The 19,333-nt window shown below is 33.1% G+C and carries 31 protein-coding genes; all 31 read right to left on the reverse strand.

Annotation, left to right across the window (positions count from 1 at the left end; all coding sequences use genetic code 11):
- Positions 1–1,105 (reverse strand): aminomethyl-transferring glycine dehydrogenase subunit GcvPB (gene gcvPB, locus C3E89_RS06620; protein WP_236911673.1); only part of this gene is annotated, 1,105 nt, incomplete at its 3' end.
- A complete protein-coding gene (gcvPA, locus tag C3E89_RS06625; RefSeq protein ID WP_236911674.1) occupies positions 1,102–2,448 on the reverse strand; it encodes an aminomethyl-transferring glycine dehydrogenase subunit GcvPA in 1,347 nt (448 codons plus the stop codon). The genes gcvPB and gcvPA, both read right to left, overlap by 4 nt.
- 4 nt (positions 2,449–2,452) lie before the next feature.
- The gene (gene gcvH / locus C3E89_RS06630) at positions 2,453–2,836 is read right to left on the reverse strand and encodes a glycine cleavage system protein GcvH (RefSeq protein ID WP_236911675.1); all 384 of its coding nucleotides are present in this window, start codon (positions 2,834–2,836) and stop codon (positions 2,453–2,455) included.
- Positions 2,837–2,867: 31 nt separating this feature from the next.
- Positions 2,868–3,962, reverse strand: coding sequence for a glycine cleavage system aminomethyltransferase GcvT (gene gcvT, locus C3E89_RS06635; protein WP_236911676.1), 1,095 nt, complete (start codon positions 3,960–3,962; stop codon positions 2,868–2,870).
- A 381-nt stretch (positions 3,963–4,343) separates the two neighbouring features.
- Positions 4,344–5,072: an N-acetylmuramoyl-L-alanine amidase CwlD gene (gene cwlD, locus C3E89_RS06640; RefSeq protein ID WP_236911677.1), complete on the reverse strand. Its 729-nt coding sequence runs from the start codon at positions 5,070–5,072 to the stop codon at positions 4,344–4,346.
- A 91-nt stretch (positions 5,073–5,163) separates the two neighbouring features.
- Positions 5,164–5,556 (reverse strand): 30S ribosomal protein S9, encoded by a 393-nt coding sequence (gene rpsI / locus C3E89_RS06645; RefSeq protein ID WP_236911678.1) that lies wholly within the window; start codon positions 5,554–5,556, stop codon positions 5,164–5,166.
- Between the two features lie 27 nt (positions 5,557–5,583).
- Entirely contained in the window at positions 5,584–6,012 is a 429-nt protein-coding gene (gene rplM / locus C3E89_RS06650; protein WP_236911679.1) for a 50S ribosomal protein L13, read from the reverse strand.
- Positions 6,013–6,175: 163 nt separating this feature from the next.
- The gene (gene truA / locus C3E89_RS06655) at positions 6,176–6,916 is read right to left on the reverse strand and encodes a tRNA pseudouridine(38-40) synthase TruA (RefSeq protein ID WP_236911680.1); all 741 of its coding nucleotides are present in this window, start codon (positions 6,914–6,916) and stop codon (positions 6,176–6,178) included.
- 11 nt (positions 6,917–6,927) lie between these two features.
- Positions 6,928–7,734 carry an energy-coupling factor transporter transmembrane component T family protein gene (locus C3E89_RS06660; protein WP_236911681.1) on the reverse strand — a complete coding sequence of 269 codons (807 nt, stop codon included), beginning with the start codon at positions 7,732–7,734 and terminating at the stop codon, positions 6,928–6,930.
- Positions 7,727–8,587, reverse strand: coding sequence for an energy-coupling factor transporter ATPase (locus C3E89_RS06665; RefSeq protein ID WP_236911682.1), 861 nt, complete (start codon positions 8,585–8,587; stop codon positions 7,727–7,729). The genes C3E89_RS06660 and C3E89_RS06665 overlap by 8 nt, the downstream gene beginning before the upstream one ends.
- On the reverse strand, positions 8,584–9,417 hold the full coding sequence (locus C3E89_RS06670) for an energy-coupling factor transporter ATPase (protein ID WP_236911683.1): 834 nt from the start codon (positions 9,415–9,417) through the stop codon (positions 8,584–8,586). Before C3E89_RS06670 ends, C3E89_RS06665 begins: the two co-directional genes overlap by 4 nt.
- 291 nt (positions 9,418–9,708) lie before the next feature.
- Entirely contained in the window at positions 9,709–10,050 is a 342-nt protein-coding gene (rplQ, locus tag C3E89_RS06675) for a 50S ribosomal protein L17 (protein WP_236911684.1), read from the reverse strand.
- A gap of 23 nt (positions 10,051–10,073) precedes the next feature.
- A complete protein-coding gene (locus tag C3E89_RS06680; RefSeq protein WP_236911685.1) occupies positions 10,074–11,021 on the reverse strand; it encodes a DNA-directed RNA polymerase subunit alpha in 948 nt (315 codons plus the stop codon).
- A gap of 65 nt (positions 11,022–11,086) precedes the next feature.
- On the reverse strand, positions 11,087–11,710 hold the full coding sequence (rpsD, locus tag C3E89_RS06685; RefSeq protein ID WP_236911686.1) for a 30S ribosomal protein S4: 624 nt from the start codon (positions 11,708–11,710) through the stop codon (positions 11,087–11,089).
- An 18-nt stretch (positions 11,711–11,728) separates the two neighbouring features.
- Positions 11,729–12,127 (reverse strand): 30S ribosomal protein S11, encoded by a 399-nt coding sequence (rpsK, locus tag C3E89_RS06690; protein ID WP_236911687.1) that lies wholly within the window; start codon positions 12,125–12,127, stop codon positions 11,729–11,731.
- A gap of 24 nt (positions 12,128–12,151) precedes the next feature.
- Positions 12,152–12,514: a 30S ribosomal protein S13 gene (rpsM, locus tag C3E89_RS06695; protein WP_236911688.1), complete on the reverse strand. Its 363-nt coding sequence runs from the start codon at positions 12,512–12,514 to the stop codon at positions 12,152–12,154.
- A gap of 84 nt (positions 12,515–12,598) precedes the next feature.
- Entirely contained in the window at positions 12,599–12,712 is a 114-nt protein-coding gene (rpmJ, locus tag C3E89_RS06700; RefSeq protein WP_025640191.1) for a 50S ribosomal protein L36, read from the reverse strand.
- Positions 12,713–12,728: 16 nt separating this feature from the next.
- Positions 12,729–12,947, reverse strand: a complete 219-nt coding sequence (infA, locus tag C3E89_RS06705; RefSeq protein ID WP_005583211.1) for a translation initiation factor IF-1 — start codon at positions 12,945–12,947, stop codon at positions 12,729–12,731.
- Between the two features lie 30 nt (positions 12,948–12,977).
- Positions 12,978–13,259: a KOW domain-containing RNA-binding protein gene (locus tag C3E89_RS06710; RefSeq protein WP_236911689.1), complete on the reverse strand. Its 282-nt coding sequence runs from the start codon at positions 13,257–13,259 to the stop codon at positions 12,978–12,980.
- A gap of 78 nt (positions 13,260–13,337) precedes the next feature.
- Positions 13,338–13,982, reverse strand: coding sequence for an adenylate kinase (locus C3E89_RS06715; RefSeq protein ID WP_236911690.1), 645 nt, complete (start codon positions 13,980–13,982; stop codon positions 13,338–13,340).
- A gap of 19 nt (positions 13,983–14,001) precedes the next feature.
- On the reverse strand, positions 14,002–15,276 hold the full coding sequence (gene secY, locus C3E89_RS06720; protein WP_236911691.1) for a preprotein translocase subunit SecY: 1,275 nt from the start codon (positions 15,274–15,276) through the stop codon (positions 14,002–14,004).
- Complete coding sequence (rplO, locus tag C3E89_RS06725; protein ID WP_236911692.1) at positions 15,277–15,726, reverse strand: 50S ribosomal protein L15; 450 nt, start codon at positions 15,724–15,726, stop codon at positions 15,277–15,279. It lies immediately after the preceding gene.
- 19 nt (positions 15,727–15,745) lie between these two features.
- Positions 15,746–15,922 (reverse strand): 50S ribosomal protein L30, encoded by a 177-nt coding sequence (rpmD, locus tag C3E89_RS06730; protein ID WP_236911693.1) that lies wholly within the window; start codon positions 15,920–15,922, stop codon positions 15,746–15,748.
- Positions 15,923–15,934: 12 nt separating this feature from the next.
- A complete protein-coding gene (gene rpsE, locus C3E89_RS06735) occupies positions 15,935–16,441 on the reverse strand; it encodes a 30S ribosomal protein S5 (protein WP_236911694.1) in 507 nt (168 codons plus the stop codon).
- 17 nt (positions 16,442–16,458) lie between these two features.
- Positions 16,459–16,800, reverse strand: coding sequence for a 50S ribosomal protein L18 (rplR, locus tag C3E89_RS06740; RefSeq protein ID WP_442870608.1), 342 nt, complete (start codon positions 16,798–16,800; stop codon positions 16,459–16,461).
- A gap of 43 nt (positions 16,801–16,843) precedes the next feature.
- On the reverse strand, positions 16,844–17,383 hold the full coding sequence (rplF, locus tag C3E89_RS06745) for a 50S ribosomal protein L6 (RefSeq protein ID WP_236911696.1): 540 nt from the start codon (positions 17,381–17,383) through the stop codon (positions 16,844–16,846).
- Between the two features lie 36 nt (positions 17,384–17,419).
- Positions 17,420–17,815, reverse strand: coding sequence for a 30S ribosomal protein S8 (gene rpsH / locus C3E89_RS06750; protein WP_236911697.1), 396 nt, complete (start codon positions 17,813–17,815; stop codon positions 17,420–17,422).
- A gap of 30 nt (positions 17,816–17,845) precedes the next feature.
- Positions 17,846–18,031: a type Z 30S ribosomal protein S14 gene (locus C3E89_RS06755; RefSeq protein ID WP_236911698.1), complete on the reverse strand. Its 186-nt coding sequence runs from the start codon at positions 18,029–18,031 to the stop codon at positions 17,846–17,848.
- An 18-nt stretch (positions 18,032–18,049) separates the two neighbouring features.
- Positions 18,050–18,592 (reverse strand): 50S ribosomal protein L5, encoded by a 543-nt coding sequence (gene rplE, locus C3E89_RS06760; RefSeq protein WP_236911699.1) that lies wholly within the window; start codon positions 18,590–18,592, stop codon positions 18,050–18,052.
- A gap of 26 nt (positions 18,593–18,618) precedes the next feature.
- A complete protein-coding gene (rplX, locus tag C3E89_RS06765) occupies positions 18,619–18,933 on the reverse strand; it encodes a 50S ribosomal protein L24 (protein ID WP_236911700.1) in 315 nt (104 codons plus the stop codon).
- A 15-nt stretch (positions 18,934–18,948) separates the two neighbouring features.
- A complete protein-coding gene (rplN, locus tag C3E89_RS06770) occupies positions 18,949–19,317 on the reverse strand; it encodes a 50S ribosomal protein L14 (protein ID WP_005583195.1) in 369 nt (122 codons plus the stop codon).
- Positions 19,318–19,333: the final 16 nt, after the last annotated feature.

Here is a 19,333-nt window from a genome sequence, read left to right on the forward strand (position 1 = left end):
GGTCTTTTAGTCTATGGCCTAAATAGTTGGCATTAAGAACCGCCATTTCACTTGCTTTCTTTAGTCCATCTTTACCCATACTTAGGATGTAAGTATAGGCTCTAACCATTATATTGAAATGGCCATAAAAGTCTTTCATCCTTCCAACAGTATGAGGTACATCATAGTTTAGATAATACCTATCTCCATCCTTTTCTACTGTTGGAGTTGGTAAAAAGTCTAATAAAATACTTTTTACTCCTACTGGTCCACTACCTGGTCCTCCTCCACCATGTGGTGTGGAGAATGTTTTGTGTATATTGAAATGCACTACGTCAAATCCCATGTCTCCAGGTCTTGCCTGGCCTAAGATGGCATTGGCATTAGCACCATCATAGTACAATAATCCACCAGCTTCGTGCACTAAGTCTGCAATTTCCTTAATTTCTCTTTCAAATAATCCAAGAGTGTTTGGATTAGTAAGCATTAATCCAGCAACTTCATCGCTTAAAGCTGCTTTTAAGCTTTCTACATCAACAAGTCCTTCTTCAGTGGATTTTATCTCAATAGTATCAAAACCTGCCATTACAGCTGAAGCAGGATTGGTACCATGGGCAGAGTCAGGTACAATTATTTTAGTCCTCTTAGTATCTCCTCTATTTTCATGGTAAGCTTTTATCAGTGTTAATCCTGTAAGCTCTCCATGAGCTCCTGCTGCTGGTTGTAATGTCATTTTATCCATACCAGCTATTTCGCATAAAGCTTTGTCTAATTCATACATTAACTTTAATGCACCTTGCACTGTTTCTTCAGGTTGATAAGGATGAAGATTTTTAAAACCATCAAGATTTGCCATATCTTCATTTATCTTTGGATTATATTTCATTGTACAAGAGCCTAATGGATAAAATCCTGTATCTACACCAAAGTTCTTGTTTGAAAGATTTGTATAATGTCTTATTATATCAACTTCACTTACTTCTGGAAGGTTTAATTCATCATTATTTAAATATTCAGCAGGAATTAATTCATCTATAGCTATATCTTCCACATCATTTTCCGGAAGGTTATAAGCTTTTCTTCCTGGCCTAGATAATTCAAATATTAATTTATCATATTTTCTCATTTTATCCCCTCCAATACAGAACTTAATTTATCAATTTCCTCTTTTGTCCTTTTTTCTGTGACTGCATAGAGTACTCCATTGTTATATTGGGGATAATATTTTTCTAACGAGTAGCCTCCCAGTATATTCTCCTCTAATAAGCCTTTGCTTATATTAGCTGCAGGTATATCACTGGTCACTGCAAACTCTTTAAAGAATGGCTTATCAAATAAAGGTTTATATTTACCAGATTTTGTTATCTCATTAAATGCATAATGAGCTTTTTGTGCAGCCTGAGTAGCTACTTCCCTTAAGCCTTTTTTGCCTAAAGTAGTAAGATATACTGCAGCAGCTAATGTGTTTATACCTTGATTTGAACAAATATTAGAAGTGGCTTTTTCCCTTCTTATATGTTGTTCCCTTGCTTGTAATGTAAGTACAAATGCTCTGTTTCCATCTTCGTCTATAGTCTCTCCAACAACTCTTCCAGGTAATTTTCTCATATGAGCTTTATTTACTGCCATAAATCCAAGGTATGGTCCACCAAATTGTAATGGAATACCCAATGGTTGGCCTTCTCCTACTACTATATCTGCTCCTAAAGATCCAGGAGATTTAAGTATTCCTAAAGAAATTGGATCCACAGATGTAACAAATAGGGTTCTTTTTTGGCTATGAGCTATTTCACCTATAGCTTCTAAATCTTCTATTATGCCAAAAAAGTTTGGACTTTGAACTATGACAGCTGCTGTTTTATCAGATACTTGGCTCTTTAATTGTTCAAGGTCTGTTACTCCATTTTCATCATCAATTTCGATTATTTCTATTCCTTGAAGATGAGCATAAGTATTTAATACTTGTCTGGATTCAGGATTAACAGTCTTAGAGATTAATATCTGATTTTTCCTAGTTATATTTGCAGCCATAAATGCTGCTTCGGCTATAGCAGTTCCTCCATCATATAGAGAAGCATTAGATACATCCATTCCCGTCAAATCAGCTATTAAAGTTTGGTACTCAAAAATATATTGTAAAGTACCTTGACTAATCTCCGCTTGATATGGAGTATAGGATGTATAAAATTCACTTCTTGAAGTAATATGCCCAACTATTGATGGGATATAATGGTCGTATGCCCCGGCCCCTAAAAAACATGTCATTTGGCTTGTTGAAATATTCTTTTTGGATAATTCTATTAGATTTCTAGAAACTTCTAATTCCGACATAGATGGTTTAAGATTTAGTTCTCTTTTTAGTTTGACGTTTTCTGGAATATCACTAAATAGATCTTCAATCTTATTAAATCCAATATACTCCAACATCCTCTTTTCATCATCTTGAGTGTTTGGGATGTAAGGATACATTCCTTTATACCTCCTCATCTAAAAACTTTTCGTACTCTTCATCTGTCATCAATTCATCTAATTGGGATTTATCTGTTAACTCAACTTTTACAATCCAAGCTTCATATGGATCTTGATTTATTAATGCTGGATCATCTAGAAGTTCTTCATTTACAGCTGTAACCTTACCATCTACTGGCATGAAAACGTCTGCAGCTGCTTTTACTGATTCTACTGCTGAAAAAACTTCTTCTTTTGCAAATTCATCATCAATTTCTGGTAATTCTACGTAAACAATATCTCCTAATTGATCTTGTGCATAATCACTTAATCCAACGTAAGCCTCATCTCCATCAACTTTTAACCACTCATGGTCGTTTGTGTAATATAAACCTTGTACTACTTTCATTATTTAGCCCTCCTTAATTATCTTATATTATTTATTTCTTTAAAAATTTTCTGCTAATTATTTTAGCCTTTACAGGTCTATTTCTAATCATTACATCTATTTCATTTCCTAATTCAATTTCATTGATATCTACTAAAGCATTTCCTATACTCTTCTTCAAAGTTGGTGACATATATCCTGTTGTTACATGACCAATTTTTTTACCTTCTTTATACACTTCATAGCCCTCTCTAGGTATACCTCTTTCAAGCAATTCAAATCCAGCAACTTTTCTAGTTAAGCCTTCTTTCCATTGCTTATTAAGAGCTTCTTTACCTATAAAGTCTTCTTCTTTGTCTAATTTAACAAAGAACTTTAATCCACCTTCTAATGGTGTAATATCCTTGGAAATCTCATTTCCATATAAAGGCATTCCTGCTTCAAATCTAAGTGTATCCCTACATCCTAGACCTGTAGGCTTAATACCGTCTTCTTTACCTGCATCTAATATTTCATTCCATACCTTTGCAATTCCTTCTGCTGGTGCATATACTTCAAACCCATCTTCTCCAGTATAGCCAGTACGAGAAACCATACATTCTACTCCCGATATATTAACTTTTCTATTAAAATGGAAAGGTTTAATACTTGATAAATCTGTTTCGGTAAGTTTTTGTAATATTTTTTCTGACTTCGGACCTTGAATTGCTACTTCTCCTATTTGATCTGATTTGTTTTCTATAATGATGTTAAAATCTTTCTTATTGTCAATCATCCATTTAAAATCTTTGTCCGTATTAGCAGCATTGACTACAAGTAAGTATTCTTCTTCTCCATACTTATAGACTAGAAAATCATCAACTACACCTCCATCAGGATAACACATGAAAGTGTAAATTATTTGATCTGTTTCAATAGAGCTAATGTCGTTTGTTAATAAGTACTGTAAATAAGCTAATGCATCTTTACCCTTTACTACTATTTCCCCCATGTGTGATACATCAAATAATCCTGCTGTATTTCTTACTGCTTCGTGTTCTGGAATTAGACCTTCGTATTGTACTGGAAGGAACCACCCTGCATAATCAACTATTTTTCCCCCAAGCTTTACATGCTCGTCGTAAAGTGGAGTTTTCTTTGCTACCATTTTACCACTCCTTCCTCAATTTAACATTTGATTTTACACATATTATATTGCCCTAAAATCCTTTTTAAATCACATATAATTGTTTGAAAAAAAAGGATTTTAAAAAGTCTCATCGACTTTATTATACAAGAGAAGAGTCAAGAATGCAATATTGTTATTAAAGAAACAATGAGAAATTGTCTTTTTTTTCACATATTATTTTAAATATTTTTATTTAAAGCCTCTTTTTTTGTTATCCACCTTATCCACATTATCCACAATTAGAAGTGGATAACTTATGTAAACATTATTTTCGGCATAATATAAACCATAATAAACTATTTCTTTACATAATATATTAATATCCACACTTTTAACATTTGTCCACAAAGGTTATCCACATTAGAAACTATATTCTCCACTTTTTTGACTAAAGTATTTCATAATTCCTATATAAATAGCCCAAGCTATTTTTTCTTGATATTGGTCTCTACTAAGTAGTTCTTCTTCCCTGGGATTTGATAGAAATCCACATTCAATAAGAACGGAGGGCATATTTATCTCATTTAGTAAGAATATATCTTCATTCTCTTGTGGCAACCGGTTATTATCTTTATCTAGAACGTCTCTCAACTCATCTTGAATATAGGAGGCTAATAATTTGCTCTCCTCATCATTCTTTTTATAAAAGGTTTGGGCTCCGTAATATTTGGATTCTTTAAAACTATTCAAATGAATGCTTATAAATACATGGCAATCGGCTTCTTCTATTATTTTCTTCCTATTATGGAGATCTTCCGTTTTCATCTCTTTTAAACTTTTAGATTTTTTTGTATATAGCCCATCCTTCGTCTCCCTGGTCATAATAACCCTGCCCCCATTTTGCTCAATAAATCTTTTAAGTTTCAATCCGATTTTTAAGTTTATCTCATCCTCTTTAGTACCGCTGATACCAATTGCACCAGGATCTACCCCTCCATGTCCTGGGTCAATACCTATAATTTTATTGTTTATTGGAATATAGGAAACAGGTTTTACTTTATTCTTAGATAAAGTAAAAATAATTATGGAAATCAAAACAATATATATAAACATATGCAGACTTTTTCTTTCAATAAAAAAGATCTTCATATAATCCCTCCCATACAGAAATATATTGTTTATGAGATTGTCCATATTCCTAGCATTAAAAAAAACACTGGATAGTCCAGTGTTTTTTGTTTTATCTCTTTGAGAATTGTGGTGCCCTTCTCGCTTTCTTTAGACCGTATTTCTTTCTTTCTTTCATTCTTGGATCTCTAGTTAAGAATCCTGCCTTTTTTAATACAGGCTTTAATTCTTCATCAGAATTTATTAGAGCTCTTGATATTCCGTGCCTAATAGCTCCAGCTTGACCAGTGAAGCCACCACCTTTTACGTTTACAAATACATCATATTTATCTAAAGTATCGGTTATAACTAGAGGTTCTTTAACAAGAACTTTTAATGTATCATAATCAAAATATTCTTCTATATCCCTTTTATTTATAGTGATATTTCCAGAACCTGGAATTAATCTAACTCTAGCTACTGAAGTCTTTCTTCTTCCAGTTCCTATATATTGTACATTAGCCACTTACAGTCCTCCCTTCTTAAGGCATAATTAAAATTCATATATTTCCGGTTTTTGAGCTTCATGATTATGTTCAGGTCCACTATAAACCTTTAATTTTTTAAACATTTGTCTTCCTAAACTATTTTTTGGAAGCATTCCTTTTACAGCTAATTGAATAGCCTTTTCTGGATTTTTACCCATCATTCTTCTATAAGGTACAGATTTTAATCCACCTGGATAACCTGTATGATATCTATATTCTTTCTGATCTAATTTCTTTCCAGTCAATTTTACTTTGTCTGCATTTATTATAATTACAAAATCCCCAGTGTCAACATGAGGTGTATATATAGGTTTGTTTTTACCTCTCAATATTGAAGCCACTTCTGACGCTAATCTACCTAGCACTTTCCCTTCTGCATCTATCAGGTACCATTTTCTATCAATTTCATTTGGTTTAGCCATATAGCTCTTCATCTTATTCCCTCCTTATTCCAGCGTTGAATTGTAGTTATAAAAAGTTCCGGGGCTTTTTAAAACACTCTTATATATTCTAATACAAGGTAATATCAATGTCAATACGTATTTTACAGTAAAAATTCTTTGTAATATTTTATAAGTGAAATAGGTCCTATATTTATTATAGATTATAAAAAACTTTTTCTAGATAAAGTCCTTGAGGAGGTGCAGTATGACCTGCCATCCTCCTATCTTTCGAATGTATTATATCGGGAATACCACTACTCTTTAATTTTCCCCTACCTATTTCCACTATAGTCCCAATAATTATTCTTACCATATTATATAAAAATCCATTTCCTTCAATAGTAAATATTGTTAAATCTTCTATTCTTTCTAAAGTTACTTTATTAATAGTTCTAATAGTTGTTTTTACGGCACTATTTGATGCCATAAAAGCAGAGAAATCATGAGAACCTAAAAAATACTTGGTAGCCTCTTGCATTTCCTTATAATTTAAAGAATAAGGTACATGGTAAGCAAAGTTCCTGTAAAGTGGGTTTCTAACTTGATTGTTATAAATAATATATTTATATCTTTTTCCAATGGCATCGTATCTAGAATGAAAGTTTTCATCTACAATTCTTGATTCAATTATGCTTATATCTTTGGGAAGTCTACTATTTAATGCAAATTTAATTTTATCTACTGGTATATTTGAGTTAGTCAAAAAATTTGCTACTTGGCCTTTAGCATGGACTCCACTATCAGTTCTTCCCGAACCAATTAAATCAACCTTTTCACCAGTAACTAGCATAATTGCTTTTTCTATCTCTTCTTGAATAGTATTACCATTTTTTTGTTTTTGCCAACCACAATAGTTAGTACCATCGTATTGGATAGTAAGTTTAACATTAACCATTGTATTACCTCTTATATAAATCCTATATATCTATTAGAGATAATAAAACCAAAGAAAATAGACATAGAGATTATAGCCAATATATCTTGCCTATTTAACTTTAACTCATTTAATCTAGTTCTATGTTCACCACCACGATAACATCTAGCTTCCATTGCTATAGCTAATTCATCTGCTCTTCTAAAAGCATTTATAAATAATGGTACTAGCAATGGTACTAAATTCTTGGCCCTATTGATAATATTTCCGCTTTCAAAGTCTGCTCCTCTTGCCATTTGAGCTTTCATGATTTTATCCGTTTCTTCTAACAAAGTAGGAATAAATCTTAAAGCTATTGTCATCATCATAGCTAATTCATGAGCTGGAAGACCAATTTTTTTAAAAGGCGATAAAAGCTTTTCTATTCCATCTGTTAATGATATAGGTGATGTTGTAAGAGTGAGCAAAGAAGTCCCAGTAATTAAAAATATAAGCCGCAAAGCCATAAACACAGCCTGACTAAGCCCCTCTTTAGTAATGGTTAATGGTCCTATTTCAAATAATACTTCACCCTTAGTTAGTAAAACGTTTATAATAAATGTAATACCTATTATTAACATAAGTGGTTTTAACCCTTTTAATACATATTTAAAAGGTACTTTTGATAACCAAATTGAAAAAAGTATAAAGGCTAAAATAAGCAAATATGGCGGAAATGATCTAATAAAAAACAGCGATGTTATAAACATTATTATAATTAAAATTTTGATCCTAGGGTCTAATCTATGAATAACCGTATCCCCAGGAAAATATTGCCCTATTGTAATATCTTTAAGCATTTCCTCTTCTCCTTAAATAATTTATTATCTCATTTTTTGCTTCTTCTACTGTTAATACTGAATCTTCAACTTGATTTCCTCTTTTCTTATATTCCCGCATAAAAGATGTAATCTGAGGAATTCCTAAATTTAACCTTGCTAACTCTTCTGCCTGATTAAAAACTTCTCTTGTCTTTCCTTCCATAGCGATTTTCCCTCTATGCATAACTACTATTCTATTTACTAGCCTAGCTATGTCCTCCATACTATGAGAAACTAAAATTATAGTTATCCCTTCCTGGTACAGTTTTTCTAGCCTTCCTAATATTTCATCCCTACCTCTTGGATCTAATCCAGCTGTAGGTTCATCTAATATTAGTACTTTTGGCTTCATTGCTAATACTCCTGCTATAGCTACCCTTCTTTTTTGTCCTCCACTTAACTCAAAAGGTGATCTATCTTTTAGTATGTGAAAATCTAAATCTACTAATTCCATGGCTTTTTGAACCCTTAGATTGACTTCTTCTTCCTTTAGCCCTAAATTCTTAGGACCAAAGGCTATATCTTTATATATACTTTCTTCAAACAATTGATGCTCTGGATATTGAAATACTAAGCCAACTTTTTGTCGAACTTCCTTCAAATTTGCATCTTTAGCACCTATATCTACTCCATCAACTATTACTTTTCCTGAAGTGGGCTTCATAAGACCATTTAAATGTTGAACTAAAGTTGATTTGCCTGATCCTGTGTGTCCTATCAACCCGATAAAATCCCCTTCATCTATACTTAAGTTTATACCGTCTAGGGCTTTCTTTTCGAAAGGTGTATTAGGGTTATATATATAATTGACATTTTCTAATTTTATAATCATAGAGCTTTCACCAATTCTTCTATAGTTAATATATCAATAGGAATATTAATGCCTTCCTTCCTCAATTCATAAGCTAATTCTGTTACTTGTGGAACATCTAAACCAAGATTTTTTACCTTTTCTACTTGCCTAAATATATGTCTAGGAGTCCCTTCCATAACTATTTCTCCTCGCTCCATTACTAATATTCTATCTGCTTCTACTGCTTCATCCATAAAATGGGTTATGTGAACAATAGTCTTCTTTTCTTCTTTGTTTAATTTCTTTATTGTACTCATTATTTCAGTTCTTCCAGTTGGGTCTAACATGGCTGTAGGTTCATCTAATATTATACATTCTGGTTCCATAGCTAATATCCCTGCTATAGCTACTCTCTGTTTTTGACCTCCTGAAAGTAGGTGGGGAGCGTGTTTTTTATATTCTGTCATTTCAACTATTCTTAAGGCTTCATCTACTCTTTTCCTTATTTCCAAGGGTGATACTCCTTGATTTTCTGGTCCAAAGGCTACATCTTCTTCTACAATAGTTGCTACTATTTGATTATCTGGATTTTGAAAAACCATACCGGCAGTTTCTCTTATATTCCATATTTTACTTTCATCTTTTGTATTCATATTATTTACATACACATTTCCTTTAGTAGGTAACAATAATCCATTCATAAGCTTTGCTAATGTAGATTTGCCTGACCCATTGTGACCAAGAATAACTAAATACTCACCCTTCTTAACAGAAATACTTACATCCTTAACCGCCATTAATTGACTATCTTCTCCAATGGAACTATATTCATATGTTACATTATCTATCTTTATCATTTCTTCTGACATTTTTATCTCCTAGCTTTCAATTATTTACAATATCTAATATAACACAAAGATTGTCAATTGACAACTAAAACCAATTGACGATTGACAGTTGACAATTTTTTAGACCTAGTTTTAGAACTGATAGCCTTAGTTTTTTATACTTCGCTTCAGAATGACAGTTCTTAGGTCTTACTAAGGCCAAGAGGTGCCCCTGCAATTATCCATTATCAATCATAGATTGTAAATTGAAAAAAAGGGACTAAGTAATTATCTTAGAAGACCAAAGGTCTTCTCTACTTAATCCCCTACCCTTTATACTAACTCTAAAATGGCCATTTCTGTGCCGTCTCCTCTACGAGGACCTAGTTTTAGAACCCTAGTATATCCGCCATTTCTATCCGAATATCTTGGTGCAATTTCATCAAATAGTTTTTTAACTACATCTTCATCATATATATATGCTAATGCCTGTCTTCTAGCATGTAAATCTCCTCTTTTGCCAAGGGTAATCATTTTTTCAGCCATTCTTCTTGTTTCTTTTGCTCTTGTAACAGAGGTTTCTATTCTTTCATACTTCAATAGGCTGGTTACTTGATTTCTTAACATTGCTTTTCTATGATCTGTAGGGCGACCAAGTTTTCTTAATGTAGCCATATCCATCCCTCCTTCATGCCTTGCTATTCATCTATTTTCCTTAATGATAACTCTAATTCTGCAAGTTTTTCTTGAATTTCTTCAAGAGATTTTTTACCTAGATTTCTTACTTTCATTAAATCCTCTTCTGTTTTTTGAGTCAATTCATCTACTGTATTGATTCCAGCTCTCTTAAGACAATTATAAGATCTTACTGAGAGGTCTAATTCTTCTACTGTCATTTCTAATACTTTTTCTTTTTTATCTTCTTCCTTTTCTACCATTATTTCCACATTATTTACATGATCCGTTAGCCCAATAAATAGATTCAAATGTTCAGTAAGTATCTTAGCCCCTAAGGAAGTTGCCTCTTCAGGTTTCATAGTACCATTAGTCCATACTTCAAGAGTTAATTTATCATAATCTGTTATTTGCCCGACCCTTGTATTTTCAACTAAAAAGTTGACTTTTTCTACAGGGGTAAAAGAAGAGTCTATAGGTATTACCCCTACTGATTGACCTTCTCTTTTATTCCTTTCAGCAACATTATACCCTCTTCCTTTTATCATCTCAAGCTCCATATATAACTTACCATCCTCATTCACTGTAGCTATATAATGATCCTTATTTAAAATTTCCACATCAGGAGTAGTAATAATATCGCCTGCTGTTATTACTTGAGCGCCTTCAGCCTCTAGGCGTAAAGTAACAGGTTCATCAGTATACATTTTAGCAGCAATACCTTTTATATTTAATATCATTTCTGGAACATCTTCTAATACACCTGGTACTATTGAAAACTCATGTAATACCCCTTGAATCTTTATAGAGGATACAGCTGCTCCTGGTAGTGAGGATAATAGTATGCGTCTTAAGCTATTCCCCAAAGTAGTACCATATCCTCTTTCAAGGGGTTCTACTACAAACTTTCCATAAGTGTTATCTTCACTCACTTCAATAATCTCTATTCTTGGTTTTTCAATTTCTATCATTAACATTAACCCTCCTTATATATATTATTATCAAAGGACGAGGGTGACTGATTCTATTACAGATATTATTTAGAATATAACTCTACAATCAAATGTTCTTCTACTGGAATATCAATATCATCTCTAGCTGGCTCAGCTACAATTCTACCCCTATATTCCTCAGGACTAACTTCTAACCATCTAACTGTATTACCTCTATGATTTTCAACAAATTCTTTAAATTTAGGGCTATTTTTGCTTCTATCCTTTACTTGAATAACATCTCCAACTTTTAAAATAGATGATGGTATATCAACTTTATTACCATTTACGGTAAAATGTCCATGTCTAACAAGCTGTCTTGCTTCAGCTCTTGATGAGGCAAAACCCAGTCTAAATACAATATTATCTAATCTAAGCTCCAATAGTTTAAGCAGGTTTTCCCCTGTTATTCCTGCCATTTTGTCTGCCTTATTGAAATACATTCTCATCTGTGATTCTTGTATTCCATAAAATCTACGAACTTTTTGTTTTTCCCTTAATTGTAATCCGTATTCAGTTACTTTCTTTCTTGATTGCCCATGCTGTCCAGGAGCATAGTTTCTCTTAGAAACTGGGCATTTATCTGTATAACATTTATCTCCTTTTAAATATAATTTCTGTCCTTCTCTACGACATAATCTACATACAGGACCTGTATATCTAGCCATCTATTCACACCTCCTATATTAAACTCTTCTACGTTTTGGTGGTCTACAACCATTATGTGGAATTGGAGTAACATCCTTAATTAAGTTTACTTCTAATCCTGTTGCTTGAAGAGACCTTATTGCTGCTTCTCTTCCTGAGCCAGGCCCTTTTACATAAACTTCAACAGATTTTAAACCATGTTCCATAGCTTTCTTTGCTGCTTCTTCTGCTGCTTGTTGGGCTGCAAAAGGAGTAGATTTTCTTGATCCTCTAAATCCTAACTGCCCAGCACTTGCCCATGATATGACGTTTCCTTGTAAATCTGTTAAAGTTACCATAGTATTATTAAATGTTGATGAAATATGGGCTTGACCTCTCTCTATATTCTTACGTTCTCTTCTTCTAACTCGAGTCGATTTAGCTTTTTTAGCTGCCAATTACCTTCCCTCCTTTATCTGCTTTTACTTCTTTTTACCAATAATTCTTTTTGGACCTTTTCTTGTTCTTGCATTGGTCTTAGTTCTTTGTCCTCTTACTGGAAGTCCTCTTCTATGTCTAATTCCTCTATAACAATTTATCTCTCTTAATCTCTTTAAATTTAAAGCAATATCTCTTCTTAAATCCCCTTCAACATGGTAATTATCAATGATATTTCTTATAGTATTAACTTCAGTTTCTGTTAAGTCTTTTACCCTTGTATTTGGGTTTACATTTGCTTGTTTTAATATTTCATTTGATCTAGACCTACCTATCCCATAGATATAAGTTAAACCAATTTCTACTCTTTTATCTCTTGGTAAGTCAACACCTGCAATTCTAGCCATTACTATTTACACCTCCTAATGGTATCAATTAATAAAGTATGCAGCCGCGTTCTATATTAATTTAAAATAAACGTAAAATCTTTTTTAACCTTGTTTTTGTTTGTGTTTTGGATTTTCACAAATTACCATAACTCTTCCTTTTCTTCTGATAACTTTACATTTTTCACACATCTTTTTCACTGATGGTCTTACTTTCACCTAAATCCCTCCTATGCTACTTGTTTCGCCAGGTTATTCTTCCCCTTGTTAAATCATAAGGAGATAATTCAACTGTCACTTTGTCTCCAGGAAGTATTCTGATATAATTCATCCTTAACTTTCCAGAAATATGCGCTAAAATTTCGTGACCATTTTCTAGCCTTACTTTAAAAATAGCATTTGGTAAGGCATCTACTACCGTACCTTCTACTTCAATAACATCTTTTTTAGACATCCAGTTATCGAACCTCCTATTTGAACAATTTTAAAAACTTTTATTGAAAGGTTCTAACAATTTTCTAATATAAGCATTATTTATTTTCATATTGTTATCTAATTTATATTTTAATTCTGGTAATACAGTATTATAGACAGTTAGATGTTTTACCTTCTTTTTTTTGGGTTTATCAAGTTTTCGCAAATTACCGTCTACTACTAAAACATGTTTATCATCAACAACGCTCAATACCAAGAAAATATTGCCTTTATCTCGACCAGCTCTTGACTTAACCACCTGTCCAATGGTTATGTCATTAGTTGAATCCATTGAGTTCACCTCTTTATCGATATAATAGATGAGCTGTCATATTAACTAACTGAGAAAGGCCAACGCCTTTCTCTAAAATTATTTTTCTAAAGAATCTACTATATCTTGGAAAAGTAAATCTATTGGCTTAGTTCCATCTACATTTAATATTAACCCTTTTTTCATATAATAATCAATTAAAGGCTTAGTTTGTTTAAGATATACTTGAATTCTATTTTCTATAGTTTCTACTTTATCATCATCTCTTTGGAAAAGTTCACCACCACAATTATCACATATGTCCTTATGCTTAGGAGGGCTAAACTTAATATGATAGGTAGAACCACAGTCTTTACAAACTCTTCTCCCTATAGCTCTTTCAATTAATACTTCTTTCTCTACTTCTATATTTATTACCCTATCCAATTTTAGTCCCATATAAGTTAATTCCTCATCTAAAGCTTCTCCTTGGCTAAGAGTTCTTGGGAATCCATCTAAAAGGAATCCATTTTTACAATCATCTTTAGCTAATCTATCTTTAACAATTGAAATTACTAATTCATCTGGCACTAATAGACCTTTATCCATATAAGTCTTTGCTTTTTTTCCCAGTTCTGTACCCATCTTTATATTGGATCTAAAAATATCTCCTGTAGAAATATGGGGAATATCATATTTCTTCACTATAGCTGATGCTTGAGTACCTTTGCCTGCACCAGGAGGCCCAAGTAAAATTAATCTCAAATAAATCATCCCCTATAGTTTATTTCAAGAACCCTTTATAATGTCTCATCAACATTTGTGATTCAATTTGTTTTACAGTTTCAAGGGCTACTCCCACCACTATTATTATAGCTGTTCCACCAAAGTTGATGTTCATTTTAAATAAATGAGATAAAATAATTGGCAATGAAGCTATTAAAGCTAGAGACATAGCGCCTACAAAGGTTATTCTTGATATTACTTTATTTAAATAATCTGAAGTTGGCCTTCCAGGTCTAATTCCTGGTATAAATCCACCATACTGTTGTAAATTCTTCGCATATTCAACTGTGTTAAATTGAACAGCCGTATAAAAATAAGTGAAGAAAATAATTAGAAGCACATTGAGGATCGAATAAACCCATATACCCACATTACCTTGAACCGTCAAATACTTCGTTATCCATGCTGATGGCTCTCCCTTAAAGAAAAGGGCTATTGTTTGTGGGAAGGCTAATAATGAGGTAGAAAATATAACAGGAATTACCCCTGCCATAGACACCTTTAAAGGTATATGGGAGCTTTGCCCACCGTACATCTTTCTACCTACAACCCTCTTGGCATATTGAACTGGTATTTTTCGTTCTCCTTCTTGTAACGCTACAACTACTGCAATTATTACCAAAGCAGCTATTCCAAACAGAATCAATCTAACTATACTTAATGCCCCAACTCGTACTAATTCAATAGATTTTACAAATTGAGAAGGAAGCCTTGATATAATACCAACAAAGATAATGAGGGATATACCATTACCAATACCTCTGTCAGTAATAAGGTCTCCTATCCACATTAAAAATGTGGTGCCTGCTGTTAAGGATATTATAACTATGGCAGTTTGTAATGCGCCTTGAGCAACAAGAGCCCTATTAAAGAATCCAAAAGTCGTACCAATTGCCTGTATTATCGCTAATACTACGGCTCCATATTTGGTCCATTGGGCCATTTTCTTTCTTCCTTCTTCACCTTCTTTAGCTATTTCCTCTAATCTTGGAATAGCTATTGTAAGAAGCTGGATAATAATGGAAGCAGTAATATAAGGATAAATGTTTAATGCAAATATACTAAAGTTACTAAAGGTTCCACCAGCCATTAAATCAAGAAACTCTAATACTCCCGCTTGCCCTGCTTCAAATATCTGGCTAATAACGTTTTTATCCATATATGGAACTGGAATACTTGATCCTAATCTAATAACTAGAAGCATTAGTAAAGTAAAGATGATTCTTTTTCTAATATCTGGTATCCTCCAGGCATTTCTCAAGGTTGAAAGCATTTATATCACCTCTACCTTTCCCCCTGCAGCCTCAATCTTTTCAGCAGCCATTTTGCTAAACTTATGGGCCTTTACAGTGAGTTTTTTATTTATATCTCCATCACCCAATATTTTTACACCATCTATAGCTTTGCCTCTTTTAATTACACCTTCATTTATTAGTAATTCTGGCGTAATAACAGTGTTATCTTCGAATCTATTTAAATCATTCACATTTATAATAGCATATTCCTTAGCGAATATGTTTGTAAATCCTCGCTTTGGCAACCTTCTGATTAATGGCATTTGACCACCTTCAAAACCAGGTCTTACACCACCACCAGATCTTGATTTTTGACCTTTATGTCCTTTTCCAGAAGTTTTACCATGGCCAGAACCAATACCTCTACCAATTCTTTTACGTTTTTGAGTTCCGCCTCCAACTTGTGGTCTTAAATCATTTAGTTTCATAGGTACACCTCCTCTAAAATTATTCTATAACTTCAACCATGTAGTCTACTAGAGCTATCATACCTCTGATTTGAGGAGTATCGTCTTTTTCTACTACCTGGCCAATCTTTCTAAGTCCAAGAGCTTCTATGGTTTTTCTATGTTTTTCTGGTCTACCAATAATGGATCTAACCAGTTTAATTTTTATCTTAGCCATTATACTCCCCTCCTAACCTAATATTTCATCTATAGTTTTTCCTCTTAATCTTGCAACATCTTCAGCCTTTTTCAAATTGATTAAAGCTTCCATTGTTGCATTAACAACATTTCTAGGATTGTTTGAACCTAAAGATTTTGTTCTTATATCTCTAATACCGGCTAACTCACAAACAGCACGTACTGCTCCACCAGCAATAACTCCTGTACCTTCTTTAGATGGTTTAAGTAAAACTCTTCCCGCTCCAAAGATACCAACAATCTCATGTGGTATAGTAGTTCCTACAAGGGGAACTTCTATAATATGTTTCTTAGCATCCTGAATAGCCTTTCTTATAGCTTCTGGGACTTCAAGAGCCTTCGCCATACCTACACCAACATGACCGTTTTCATCTCCTACTACTACAAGAGCACTAAATCTAAAGTTTCTACCACCTTTTACAACTTTAGTTACACGATTAATACTTACAACTCTTTCTTTTAAATCTAACTCATTTGGATCTATATATGAACGTTCCATTTATTCCCCTCCTTCTCTTAAAATTTCAGACCAGCTTCACGAGCACCTTCAGCAAGTTCTTTTATTCTTCCGTGGTAGATATATCCACCTCTGTCGAAGACTACTTCATTGATTCCTTTGTCTAAAGCTCTTTTCCCAACTAATTCACCTACGAGTTTAGCTGCTTCTTTATTATGAGTTGAAGATAGCTTTGCTTTTAGTTCTTTGTCTAATGTTGAAGCTGATACTAAAGTATGACCGTCTACATCGTCAATAACCTGTGCATATATATGATTATTGCTTCTATATATATTTAACCTAGGTCTTTCAGGAGTTCCATAAACTTTTTGTCTAACCCTTATATGTCTTTTCTTTCTCATTTCATTTTTTTTGATTTTTTTTAGCAATCCTACTCACTCCCTTCTACTTACCAGTCTTACCAACCTTACGTCTTACGAATTCGTCAGCGTATCTAATTCCTTTACCTTTATAAGGTTCTGGTTTTCTAAAATCTCTAATTACTGCTGCATAATTGCCAACTTGTTGTTTATTAATGCCTTTAACTACAATTTGATTAGCTGCAGGTACTTCTACTTCAATTCCTTCTGGATCTTCTAATTCTACTGGATGAGAATAACCTAAATTTAAAACTAGTTTATTACCTTGCTTCTGCGCTCTATATCCAGTTCCTTGGATTTCTAGTTTTTTTGTATAACCGTTGGTTACTCCTTCGATCATATTGGCAATTAATGTTCTAGTTAATCCATGTAGTGATTTATGTCTTTTATTTTCCGTTGGACGATTAACTAATATTTGGTTTTCTTCGATTTTAATTTCCATATCTGGGCTTAATTGTTCTTGTATTACACCTTTAGGCCCCTTAACTTCCATATGATTCTTATCATCTAATTTAATTTCAACTCCACTTGGGATGTCTATTGGTTTCAATCCTATTCTTGACATAAGTGCACCTCCTGTTCCTGTAGATTAAGCTTTCTGTTACCATACATAACAAATAACTTCTCCACCTATACCTTCTTTTCTTGCATCCTTATCAGTCATTATACCTTTTGATGTTGAAAGGATTGCTATTCCAAGCCCACCTAATACTCTTGGGATCTCATCATTCTTCACATAAACTCTTAGTCCAGGCTTTGAAATTCTCTTAATTCCACTTAAGACTTTTTCATTATAGTTTCCATATTTTAATTCAACCCTTATAATCCCTTGTTTTCCGTCCTCTATTACATCAAATCCTTTAATAAACCCTTCATCTAATAAAATTTGAGCTAATTCTTTTTTTATGTTTGAGGCAGGAATATCAACAGAATCGTGCTTTGCGTTGTTTCCATTCCTTATTCTTGTTAACATATCTGCAATTGGGTCAGTCATCATATTTAGCTACCTCCTTTCATAACCTTAATACTACCAGCTTGCTTTTTTAACTCCGGGGATTTGGCCTTTATATGCTAATTCTCTAAAACAGATACGGCATATACCATATTTTCTTAAATACCCATGAGGTCTACCACATATTTTACATCTATTATACTCTCTTGTACTAAACTTGGCTTTTCTTTTCTGCTTAGCGATCATCGATTTTTTTGCCAAAATTTTTTCCCTCCTTCTTTATTTTCTAAAGGGCATACCCATAAACTCTAAAAACGCCTTGGCTTCTTCATCTGTATTAGCAGTTGTAACCACTACTATATCTAACCCTCTAATGTTTTCTACCATATCGTAATCAATTTCAGGGAATATTAATTGTTCCCTTATACCTAGTGCATAGTTTCCTCTACCATCAAAAGAGGAACCATTTACTCCTCTAAAGTCTCTAACTCTTGGCAATGAAATATTCATAAGTTTATCTAAAAAGTCGTACATTTTTTCTCCTCTTAGGGTTACTTTTACGCCTACACTCATTCCTTCACGTAATTTAAAGTTAGCAATAGATTTCTTTGCACGAGTTACTATTGGCCTTTGGCCTGAAATAAGTTCCATTTCTTTTACAGCAGATTCTAAAGCCTTTGGGTTATCTTTAGCTTCTCCTACACCCATATTTATTACTATTTTTTCTAGTCTTGGAACTTCCATAACATTTTTATACTGAAATTTTTCCATTAAAGCTGGTATAACTTCGTTTTGGTATTTCTCTTTTAATCTGGAAGTCATTCCTATTACCTCCTTTCAATAGCCAATTATCTATCTAGAATTTCTCCACATTTTTTACAAGTTCTAACCTTTGAACCATTTTCTAAAAATTTATGACCTACTCTAACTCCAGTTTTATCTTTCTCACAATAATACATAACTTTTGAAGCATTTATAGGACCTTCTTTAGTAATTATTCCACCTTGTTGTGTTGGCCCTTGGGCTTTCATATGCTTAGTAATCATATTTATTCCTTCAACTATTACTCTATTTTCCTTAGGAAATACCTTTAATATTTTGCCTTTTTTACCTTTGTCTTTTCCAGAAATGACTATTACAGTATCTCCGCTCTTTACATGCATGCTCTACACCTCCTCCTATAGTACTTCTGGTGCTAAGGATATTATCTTCATGAAATTTCCTCTTCTCAACTCTCTGGTTACAGGCCCAAAAATACGGGTTCCTACAGGATTATTATCGTCTTTTATAATAACAGCTGCATTGTCATCAAATTTAATATAAGAACCATCATTTCTTCTTACACCGTGTTTTGTCCTTACAACTACAGCTTTAATTATTTCTCCTTTTTTAACAACTCCTCCAGGTGTTGCGCTCTTAACAGAGCAAACTACTATATCTCCAATATTAGCATACTTTTTATTAGTACCGCCTAATACCCTGATAACTAATAACTCTCTTGCACCTGAATTATCAGCAACTTTTATTCGGCTTTCGGTTTGAATCATTAGAATACCTCCTTTC

This window comes from Clostridium sp. Cult1 (genome assembly GCF_021655095.1).
Lineage (GTDB): Bacteria > Bacillota > Clostridia > Tissierellales > Tepidimicrobiaceae > Schnuerera.